At 71.7% G+C, this 6,308-nt stretch carries 6 protein-coding genes; 5 read left to right on the forward strand and 1 reads right to left on the reverse strand.

The window, feature by feature from the left end; genetic code table 11:
* Window positions 1-54: 54 nt before the first annotated feature.
* Together dapB and POF43_RS21900 are read left to right on the forward strand one after the other, a co-directional pair.
* Window positions 55-822 (forward strand): 4-hydroxy-tetrahydrodipicolinate reductase, encoded by a 768-nt coding sequence (gene dapB / locus POF43_RS21895; RefSeq protein ID WP_271313953.1) that lies wholly within the window; start codon window positions 55-57, stop codon window positions 820-822.
* A 15-nt stretch (window positions 823-837) separates the two neighbouring features.
* Window positions 838-1,290 carry a tetratricopeptide repeat protein gene (locus tag POF43_RS21900; protein WP_271322939.1) on the forward strand — a complete coding sequence of 151 codons (453 nt, stop codon included), beginning with the start codon at window positions 838-840 and terminating at the stop codon, window positions 1,288-1,290.
* A gap of 160 nt (window positions 1,291-1,450) precedes the next feature.
* Here the strand turns inward: POF43_RS21900 and POF43_RS21905 are convergent, their stop codons facing one another.
* Complete coding sequence (locus POF43_RS21905; protein WP_271313951.1) at window positions 1,451-1,993, reverse strand: SCO5741 family PH domain-containing membrane protein; 543 nt, start codon at window positions 1,991-1,993, stop codon at window positions 1,451-1,453.
* Between the two features lie 162 nt (window positions 1,994-2,155).
* On the opposite strand from POF43_RS21905, the gene thyX reads away from it, so the two are divergent.
* The 3 genes from thyX (at window position 2,156) to POF43_RS21920 (ending at window position 6,045) form a co-directional block, all read left to right on the forward strand.
* Window positions 2,156-2,899 (forward strand): FAD-dependent thymidylate synthase, encoded by a 744-nt coding sequence (thyX, locus tag POF43_RS21910; RefSeq protein ID WP_271313950.1) that lies wholly within the window; start codon window positions 2,156-2,158, stop codon window positions 2,897-2,899.
* Window positions 2,900-3,170: 271 nt separating this feature from the next.
* A complete protein-coding gene (dapA, locus tag POF43_RS21915) occupies window positions 3,171-4,070 on the forward strand; it encodes a 4-hydroxy-tetrahydrodipicolinate synthase (protein ID WP_271313949.1) in 900 nt (299 codons plus the stop codon).
* A gap of 289 nt (window positions 4,071-4,359) precedes the next feature.
* Window positions 4,360-6,045, forward strand: a complete 1,686-nt coding sequence (locus tag POF43_RS21920; protein WP_271313948.1) for a ribonuclease J — start codon at window positions 4,360-4,362, stop codon at window positions 6,043-6,045.
* Window positions 6,046-6,308 lie beyond the last annotated feature (263 nt).

Here is a 6,308-nt window from a genome sequence, read left to right on the forward strand (position 1 = left end):
CCGGCGGCCGACCGTCCGGCGGCCGGCCGTCCGACCAACGAGTGGGAGTTCGCGATGAGCAAGATCCGGGTGGCCGTCCTCGGTGCCCGCGGCCGGATCGGTTCCGAGGCCGTCCGGGCCGTGGAAGCCGCCGACGACCTGGAACTGGTCGCCGCGATCGGCCGCGGCGATCCGCTGGAGGCGCTGACCGCCGCGCACGCCGAGGTCGCCGTGGAGCTGACCACCCCGGACGCGGTGATGGACAACGTCCACTTCTGCGTCCGCAACGGCATCCACACCGTCATCGGCACCACCGGCTGGACCCCGGAACGCGTCGAACTGCTGGAGGGCTGGCTCGCCGACTCGCCGCGGACCGGGGCTCTCATCGCCCCGAACTTCTCCGTCGGCGCGGTGCTGACCATGCGGTTCGCCCAGCAGGCGGCGCGGTTCTTCGAGTCCGCCGAGGTCATCGAGCTGCACCACCGCGGCAAGGCCGACGCGCCGTCGGGCACCGCCGCCCGCACCGCGCAGCTGATCGCCGCCGCCCGCGACCGGGCCGGCCTGGAACGGCAGCAGGACCCCACCACCCACGCGCTGGCCGGCGCCCGCGGTGCCGACGTCGACGGGATCCCGGTGCACTCGGTCCGGCTGCACGGCATGCTGGCCCACCAGGAGGTGCTGTTCGGCGGCATCGGGGAGACCCTCACCATCCGCCACGACTCCTCGCACCACAGCAGTTTCATGCCCGGCATCCTGCTGGCGGCGCGGGAGATCGGCGCCCACCCGGGTGTCACACTGGGCCTCGAACACTTCCTGTTCGACTCCCCGGACGACGAGAGCTGACGAGAGCCACCCGATATGCGCGCGAAGATCACCTACTTCGTCACGGCCGCCGTGCTGGTCGTCTACTTCGTCCTGGCCGGCGACCGCGGCATCCTGCTGATCGAGGCCGGCAGCCCGGTCACCGTGCCGCTCGGCGTCGCGGTACTGGTGCTGCCGCTCATCGGCGTGTGGTTCCTGTGGCAGACCACCCGGTTCGCCACCTCCGCCGACCGGCTCGCCAGGGAACTGGATGCCGAGGGCGGCCTGCCGGTCGACGAGCTGGTCCGCACCCCGGCCGGCCGCATCGACCGCGACTCCGCCGACGCGGTCTTCGTCCGCCGCCGCAGCGAGACCGAGGCCGCCCCCGACGACTGGCGTTCCTGGTTCCGGCTCGCCGTCGCCTACCACGACGCCCGCGACACGCCCCGTGCCCGCAAGGCCATGCAGCGCGCCATCGCCCTGCACGACGGCCGCCCGGTCCGCGCCTGACCCGCAGCCACGCGGCAGGGGCCCGTCCCGCCCCGGGACGGGCCCCCGCGGCCCGCCCGGCCGCCCCTGCGCGGCCGGGACGGCGCCGGACCCGGCGCCCTCAGTCCTGGCGCCCTCAGTCCTGGCGCCCTCAGTCCTGGCGCCCTCAGTCCTGGCGCCCTCAGCCCCGGCGCAGCAGCCGCGCCCAGCCCTCGACCGCGTCGGCCGCGCGGTCGAACCGCTCCGGGCGGCCCAGGAAGTCCGGACAGCGGTCGGTCAGCAGCACCGGCAGCACCGCGCCGTCCGTGCGCCGCACCACCAGCGCCTGGCCCTGCACCGTGCGCGGCAGGTACAGCCACCGCACCGGCTGCTGGACGGTGCGCACCGAGGCGACCCGGTCCCACGGCAGCGTCGAGGTGCGCAGCAGCCTGACGGTCCGCAGCCCGTCACCGCTGACCCAGACCCCGACCCGCAGCATCCGCAGCGCGACCGCGGTCAGCAGCACCGCGCCCACCAGCAGGGACACCGTCGCGGAGCTGTCGCCGGCCAGCCGGTCGACGAAGGCGGCGACCAGCAGGTACGTCACCAGCACCAGCAGGCAGGCGGCCGGGCCCACCCGGAACGGTCCGAGCGGATAGGGCCGCCGCCACCGCCGGCCGAGCCGGCGCACCGGATCGTCGGCGCCGGCCGGTCTTCGGTTCGCGGTCGCGTGGGGGAGTGACACAGCGCGTCGTCCTCCTGGGTCGGGACGGGACGGGGGACCGTGACGGGTGACCCTAACCAGCGCTCCGGCGCGGCACAAGGGTCGCCGCCCGCGGGAGCCGCCGCCCGACTGGCTAAGCTCGGCCCCAGCACACGCACGCCCGTACAGTGAGGAAACACCCAGGTGACCGACACCCCCAGGCCCACCGCCCCCGAACCGGAGTTCCGCGACGACGTGCACGTGGAGCTGGTCAAGCACAACGCGGCGGACTCGGACGTACTGTGGGCGGCCCGGGTCTCCACGGCCGGCGAGCAGTCGCTGGAGGAGCTGGCCAAGGACCCCGAGCGCTCCACGGGGCTCATCAACTACCTGATGCGCGACCGGCACGGCAGCCCGTTCGAGCACAACTCGATGACCTTCCTGGTGAGCGCCCCGATCTTCGTCTTCCGCGAGTTCATGCGGCACCGGGTCGGCTGGTCGTACAACGAGGAGTCCGGCCGCTACCGCGAGCTCCAGCCGGTCTTCTACGTGCCGGGCGCCGACCGCAGGCTGGTGCAGGAGGGCCGCCCGGGCAAGTACCACTTCGTCGAGGGCAGCCCCGGGCAGCACAAGGCGGCCCGGGAGGCGATGGAGACCTCCTACCGCCACTCCTACGACGCCTACCAGCGGATGCTGGCCGAGGGCATCGCCCGCGAGGTGGCCCGCGCGGTGCTGCCGGTCGGACTGTTCTCCTCGATGTACGCCACCTGCAACGCCCGCTCCCTCATGCACTTCCTCGGCCTGCGCACCCAGCACGAGCTGGCCGCGGTCCCGTCCTTCCCGCAGCGCGAGATCGAGATGGTGGCCGAACGCATGGAGCTCGAGTGGTCCCGGCTGATGCCGCTGACCCACGCGGCCTTCAACTCCAATGGCCGTCAGGCCCCGTAGCCCGCTTCCCGGGCGGGCACCGGGCCGACGCCCCCGGACGCACCAACGCCCGAAGCGCCCCAATTGCAGGTATTAGTGAAGTTCATCTAGGCTGCAGAAACGGATTCCGGCGCTGCTTGGACCCCCGAGCAGGCAGCGCCGGAGTCCCACCTCCGGCCCTCGCCCCGCCCGTGTTGACGCAGGCCCGCGCCGTACCGGCCGCCCTGTCGCGGCCCCGCCGGAGGTCCCCCGACAGGGCATGGCGCGGCCGGCTACGAGTAGCGTGGGACCCATGGCTCCGACTTCCACACCGCAGACCCCCTTCGGCCGGGTCCTGACCGCGATGGTCACACCGTTCACCGCGGACGGTGAACTCGACGTCGACGGCGCCCAGCGCCTGGCCGCCCACCTGGTGGACAACGGCAACGACGGCCTGGTGGTCAACGGCACCACCGGTGAGTCGCCGACCACCAGCGACGCGGAGAAGGAGCGCCTGGTGCGCGCCGTCGTCGAGGCCGTCGGCGACCGGGCCCACGTGGTCGCCGGAATCGGCACCAACGACACCCGGCACAGCGTCGAGCTGTCCCGGCAGGCCGCCCGTGCCGGAGCCCACGGACTGCTCGCCGTCACGCCGTACTACAACAAGCCCCCGCAGGAGGGCATCCACCAGCACTTCACGGCGATCGCCGACGCCACCGAGCTGCCGGTGATGCTCTACGACATCCCGGGCCGCACCGGCGTGCCGATCCAGACCGAGACGCTCATCCGGCTGGCCGAGCACCCGCGCATCGTCGCCAACAAGGACGCCAAGGGCGACCTGGGCCGCGCCAGCTGGGCCATCGCCCGCTCCGGCCTGGCCTGGTACTCCGGCGACGACATGCTCAACCTGCCGCTGCTGTCGGTCGGCGCGGTCGGCTTCGTCTCGGTCGTCAGCCACCTGGTCTCCACCGAGCTGCGCGACCTGCTCGACTCCTACCTCAGCGGCGACGTGGCCAAGGCCGCCGAGCTGCACCTGCGCCTGCTGCCGGTCTACACCGGCGTCTTCCGCACCCAGGGCGTCATCACCGTCAAGGCGGCGCTGGCCGCCCTCGGCCTGCCCGGCGGACCGCTGCGCCTGCCCCTGGTCCCCCTCACCGAGGAGGAGACCGAGCAATTGAAGAGGGATCTGGCCGCCAGCGGGGTAGAGCTTTAACCAAAGACTTCACAACTGAATACGGCTGTACCCGGCACGACTTCACCACCGAACACCGAACACCGGACGCACGAGTGGACCGCCGGGCGCCGACAGGCCGCCCGCACCACCGCACGTCCGACAACCGAACACCACGCACACGTCACTCGCGCTGCCCGCCCCACGGGAACGCCGAGCCGACCGCGCCCGCCTCCCGGCCCAGGTCATCAGACCGCCGTACCGGGGCCGGCGACCGCGGCACGGCCCGTCCCCGTGGGCGCGGTCACGCGAGTGCGGAGATGGAGAACCTTTGAGTCATCCGCACCCCGACCTCGGATCCCCGCCGGCGCTGCCGGAAGGCGGCCTGCGCATCACGCCGCTCGGCGGGCTCGGCGAGATCGGCCGCAACATGACCGTCTTCGAGTACGGCCGCCGGCTGCTCATCGTCGACTGCGGCGTGCTCTTCCCCGAGGAGGAGCAGCCCGGCATCGACCTGATCCTGCCGGACTTCACCTCGATCCGGGACCGCCTCGACGACATCGTCGGCATCGTGCTCACCCACGGCCACGAGGACCACATCGGCGGCGTACCGTTCCTGCTCCGCGAGAAGCCGGACATCCCGCTGATCGGCTCCAAGCTGACCCTGGCGCTGATCGAGGCCAAGCTCCAGGAGCACCGGATCCGCCCCTACACCCTGGAGGTGGAGGAGGGCCGGCGCGAGCGCATCGGGCCGTTCGACTGCGAGTTCGTCGCCGTCAACCACTCGATCCCGGACGCCCTCGCCGTCGCCATCCGCACCCCCGCGGGCATGGTCGTGCACACCGGCGACTTCAAGATGGACCAGCTGCCGCTGGACGGCCGCCTCACCGACCTGCCGACGTTCGCCCGGCTCGGCGAGGAGGGCATCGACCTGCTGCTCGCCGACTCCACCAACGCCGAGGTCCCCGGCTTCATCCCGCACGAGCGCGACATCTCCCCGGTGCTGCGCCAGGTGTTCGCCAAGGCGGACCGCCGGATCATCGTGGCCAGCTTCGCCAGCCACGTGCACCGCATCCAGCAGGTGCTGGACGCCGCCTACGAGTACGGCCGCCGCGTCGCCTTCGTCGGCCGCTCCATGGTCCGCAACATGGGCATCGCCCGTGACCTGGGCTACCTGCGGGTGCCCGGCGGCCTGGTGGTCGACGTCAAGACGCTCGACGACCTGCCCGACGCCGAGGTGGTGCTGATCTGCACCGGTTCGCAGGGCGAGCCGATGGCGGCGCTGTCGCGGATGGCCAACCGCGACCACCAGATCCGCATCGTGCCGGGCGACACCGTGGTCCTGGCCTCCTCGCTGATCCCCGGTAACGAGAACTCCGTCTACCGGGTCATCAACGGCCTGACCCGCTGGGGCGCCAACGTCGTCCACAAGGGCAACGCCAAGGTCCACGTCTCCGGCCACGCCTCGGCCGGCGAGCTGCTGTACTTCTACAACATCTGCAAGCCGCGCAACCTCATGCCCGTGCACGGCGAATGGCGGCACCTGCGGGCCAACGCCGACCTGGGCATCGCCACCGGCATCAAACGCGAGGGCGTGGTCATCGCCGAGGACGGTGTGGTGGTCGACCTGATCGACGGCCGCGCCAAGATCGTCGGCAAGGTCCAGGCGGGCTACGTCTACGTCGACGGCCTGTCGGTGGGCGACGTCACCGAGACCTCGCTGAAGGACCGCCGCATCCTGGGCGAGGAGGGCATCGTCTCGGTCTTCGTCGTGGTGGACACCAGCAGCGGCAAGGTGGTCGGCGGTCCCGACATCCAGGCGCGCGGCTCCGGCATCGAGGACGCCGCGTTCGCCCCGGTCCTGTCCAGGATCGAGGAGGCGCTGCTGCGTTCGGCCTCCGACGGGGTGGCCGACCCGCACCAGTTCCAGCAGATCATCCGCCGCACGGTGGGCAAGTGGGTCTCCGACACCTACCGCCGCCGGCCGATGATCCTGCCGGTCGTCGTCGAGGTCTGACGGCCCGTCACGGAGGGGGCCGCCCGGATTTGCTTCCTGGCGGCCCCCTCCAGTACGTTGTGACAACCGCCGCAAGGGAAGGCCAGGGAAACCGGGCCACTTGAGGCGGAGGGAAATCCGGAAGTAAATCGGAGCCGAAAAGCTCTGATAGAGTCGGAGACACCGAAGGGAAAGCCCGGAGCGGCCGGTGAAACGGTCTCGAAGGTAGCTTCCGTTCCTTGAGAACTCAACAGCGTGCTAAAAGTCAACGCCAAATATGTTGA

It is taken from the genome of Streptantibioticus silvisoli, from assembly GCF_027947535.2.
Lineage (GTDB): Bacteria > Actinomycetota > Actinomycetes > Streptomycetales > Streptomycetaceae > Streptantibioticus_C > Streptantibioticus_C silvisoli.

Bases quoted from the DNA above. Each gene is read 5' to 3' on its own strand.
- dapA (WP_271313949.1), top strand. From the start codon at position 3,171: ATGGCTCCGACTTCCACACCGCAGACCCCCTTCGGCCGGGTCCTGACC.
- dapB (WP_271313953.1), top strand. From the start codon at position 55: ATGAGCAAGATCCGGGTGGCCGTCCTCGGTGCCCGCGGCCGGATCGGT.
- POF43_RS21900 (WP_271322939.1), top strand. From the start codon at position 838: ATGCGCGCGAAGATCACCTACTTCGTCACGGCCGCCGTGCTGGTCGTC.